Origin of the sequence: Halalkalibacterium halodurans, from assembly GCF_004376175.1 — a bacterium.
GTDB lineage: Bacteria > Bacillota > Bacilli > Bacillales > Bacillaceae_D > Halalkalibacterium > Halalkalibacterium halodurans.
Map to the genome: position 1 here is coordinate 1 of NZ_SNUY01000127.1, position 3,318 is coordinate 3,318.

The window sequence follows — 3,318 nt, forward strand, 5'->3', positions numbered from 1 at the left end:
TTTCTGGAATTGGGTGTTTGGTAACCTCAATTATCTACAGAAATCAGGGAGTGGCAATTTTTTTGCTTATAAAGCCCTCTAATATAGGATTTAATAGCCTATTTTTATATAAAGTTTTGACAATACGAAGTTTTGACAGGGGGGATATGTATGGAAGAACGTGAAACGTGGGAAGCGCTAGATCAATATTTTAGCGAGAAGCTTCATGCCTTTGATCCAGTGATGGATTGGGTTTTAGAAGCAAATGAAAAGGCGGAGCTACCACCAATCGATGTCGCGCCAAATCAAGGAAAATTCCTTTATTTGCTCGCAAAGCTAAAAGGAGTAAAAACGATTTTAGAAATTGGTACCCTTGGAGGCTACAGTAGCATTTGGATGGCGCGAGCATTACCTGATGATGGTCGTCTCGTGACATTGGAATTTAGCGAAAAGCATGCAGCCATAGCTCAAAGCAACATGAAAAAAGCAGGAGTCGATGGCAAAATTGATGTGATCATTGGATCGGCGCTTGAAACATTGCCTACGTTAAAGGATAAAGGGTTTTCCAGTTTCGATATGATTTTCATCGATGCTGATAAACCGAACAATCCTCACTATTTAGAATGGGCCCTTAAGCTGTCAACGCCTGGTACACTTATCGTCGGTGATAATGTTGTTCGCAATGGTAACGTGTTGAACAAAGAAAGTGATGATCCATCTATCAAAGGAATTCGCCAGTTTATTCATTTACTGTCTGAAGAACCTCGCATTGAATCGACCGCCATCCAAACGGTTGGAATAAAGGGCTACGATGGATTCGTTGTCGGAGTTGTTAAAAAATAGAACTTACTTTCTTTGCAGGTCTATTAAGGCCTGCTTTTTTTGTTAGGTAGTTGGTAATAACCCTCAGTTATATTTTCCCCAGTAAAGTCTGACATTATAGGTGAAACCACTTAAAAGGAGTCATTGCATGAAAGCCGTCACCTATCAAGGAATAAAAGATGTAAAAGTAAAAGAAGTACCAGACCCCAAGCTGGAGAAAAAGGATGATGTGCTCGTAAGGATTACAAGCACAGCTATCTGTGGATCGGATCTTCACCTCGTTCATGGCATGATCCCTAACTTTCCTAAAGGGTATATTATCGGCCATGAGCCGATGGGAATCGTGGAAGAAGTAGGGCCTGACGTGACAAAGGTAAAGAAAGGCGATCGCGTCATCGTACCGTTTAATATTGCGTGTGGGAAATGCTATTATTGTACGCACGATCTAGAAAGTCAATGTGATAATTCTAATCCGAATGGGCAAGCCGGTGCATATTTTGGTTACTCAGGTACTTTTGGTGGTTATCCAGGTGGACAAGCCGAGCTATTACGGGTTCCGTATGGTAATTTCACCCCTTTCGTCGTACCGGAAGATGCGGAAATGGAAGACGAAAAGCTACTGTTTTTATCCGATATCATTCCGACAGCTTATTGGGGTGTTGAGCAAGCCGAAGTAAAAAAAGGGGATACCGTTGTTGTGTTAGGCTGCGGACCTGTTGGACTATTAGCACAAAAATTTGCATGGCTGAAAGGTGCCGAGCGGGTTATTGCTGTTGATTATGTTCAATATCGACTTACCCACGCCAAGCAAACAAATCAGGTGGAAGTGCTCGATTTTTCAACCATCGATGATGTAGGAACCCATATTAAGGAAATAACCAAGGGGGGAGCCGATTCTGTCATTGATTGTGTTGGGATGGACGGGAAAAAGTCAGCAGTAGAAATGGTGGAAACAGCGTTAAAGCTACAAGGAGGAACATTAGGTCCAATCAATATTGCGAGCCAAGCCGTTCGTAAAGGTGGAACGGTCAGTATCGTTGGTGTTTATGGGACGCGGTATAATGCGTTTCCGCTAGGGGATTTTTTTGCGCGCAATATTACATTGAAAATGGGGCAAGCACCGATCATTCACTACATGCCGACCCTATATCAAATGATTAAGGACGAGGTATTTGATCCGACCGATCTGATTACACATCGCTTACCTTTAGAGTTGGCAGAGCATGGGTACGACATTTTTGATGCAAAACAAGATGACTGTATAAAAGTGGTTTTAAAGCCATAACGGAGAGGGTCAGACACATGATGCAACAATGCTTTTATTGCCAAGATGCAATCGGGGAAGGGATGGTTTACCATGTCCCCTTTAAATGGGAGCAAGACATTGAAGAGAAACCAATGTGTAAAGAATGCTATGATGAATGGCTCGAAGGGATTAAAGAATAAACGTTTGCCATTGCCCATATGACCGGCAATGGCTTCTTTGTGCGCTGAATAAACCCCGTATGTAAGACAAGATAGATAAAATTTATCAATAAATTTTAAAAATTGATTGAAAACAGACGAAAAATGATGACGTAAAATATTTTGTGTAAGCCCTTGAAAACATAAAAATAGGTAGGGTATCCTCGGAATTGTCGAGATTCCATAAGAGAGGAGTAATCCCTACCTATGTCATCAAGTATAAACAAATCCGACTTCACAAATCAACTGGAAGAAATCATAAAATCATTTATTCAAGAAAGACTTGAAATCATCATGAAAGCAGAACTGGATAACTACTTGAAAGTTGAAAGACCTAATCATCCAAACAGCAAAAATGGATATTATAAACGTTCATTAGACACGAGATACGGCAAAATCGAAGAATTATCAGTACCACGAGATCGCCGAGGTGAATTTCAAACTCAGCTCTTTGCTCCTTACCAACGTCGAGATGGATGGCTTGAGGAAACCATTATCAAGATGTATCAAAGTGGCATGAGTACCCGTGAAGTAGGGAAGTTCATTGAACGCATTCTCGGTTCTTCTTACTCTGCCACGACCATCAGTAATATCACGGAAGTGGCCATGGAAGATATCCAGGCGTGGCAGCAACGCGAATTACACCCACGCTATTCTGTGCTATATCTGGATGGCATGTATATCAAACTCCGCCGTGACACCGTGGCGAACGAAGTGATTTACTTTGCCATTGGAGTCACTGTAGAAGGATATCGTGAACTGTTAGGTTTCTACATTGGTGGTCAAGAGAGTGCTCTTGGTTGGCAAGAGATGCTTCAAGACCTCTATCAACGTGGGCTGAAGGAAGTCTTACTCGGTGTATTTGATGGACTTCCTGGCTTAGAAGAAGCTTTTAAAAGCCTTTATCCGAAAGCAGATGTCCAGCGTTGTGTGGTACACAAAGTACGACACACCTTAAATCGTGTGCGTAAGAAGGATCGAGAAGAAGTCGCTGAAGATCTGAAGGCAATCTACCGGTCCTTCACTCACTCACAGGCTGAAGAACAATTCTAT

4 protein-coding genes are annotated in these 3,318 nt (G+C 42.0%); all 4 read left to right on the forward strand.

Annotated features, from left to right (window positions below):
• Positions 1-150: 150 nt before the first annotated feature.
• Positions 151-822: an O-methyltransferase gene (locus E2L07_RS20245; RefSeq protein WP_134230507.1), complete on the forward strand. Its 672-nt coding sequence runs from the start codon at positions 151-153 to the stop codon at positions 820-822.
• A gap of 127 nt (positions 823-949) precedes the next feature.
• Positions 950-2,086: a zinc-dependent alcohol dehydrogenase gene (locus E2L07_RS20250; protein ID WP_010897990.1), complete on the forward strand. Its 1,137-nt coding sequence runs from the start codon at positions 950-952 to the stop codon at positions 2,084-2,086.
• A gap of 17 nt (positions 2,087-2,103) precedes the next feature.
• The gene (locus tag E2L07_RS21005; protein WP_010897991.1) at positions 2,104-2,247 is read left to right on the forward strand and encodes a hypothetical protein; all 144 of its coding nucleotides are present in this window, start codon (positions 2,104-2,106) and stop codon (positions 2,245-2,247) included.
• Positions 2,248-2,472: 225 nt separating this feature from the next.
• Positions 2,473-3,318, forward strand: an 846-nt coding sequence (locus E2L07_RS20255) for an IS256 family transposase (RefSeq protein WP_134230407.1), incomplete at its 3' end; no start/stop codon positions are given.

What these genes read in the sequence shown, in the direction of transcription:
- E2L07_RS20245 (WP_134230507.1), top strand. Translation starts at nt 151, where the DNA reads ATGGAAGAACGTGAAACGTGGGAAGCGCTAGATCAATATTTTAGCGAG.
- E2L07_RS20250 (WP_010897990.1), top strand. Translation starts at nt 950, where the DNA reads ATGAAAGCCGTCACCTATCAAGGAATAAAAGATGTAAAAGTAAAAGAA.
- E2L07_RS21005 (WP_010897991.1), top strand. Translation starts at nt 2,104, where the DNA reads ATGATGCAACAATGCTTTTATTGCCAAGATGCAATCGGGGAAGGGATG.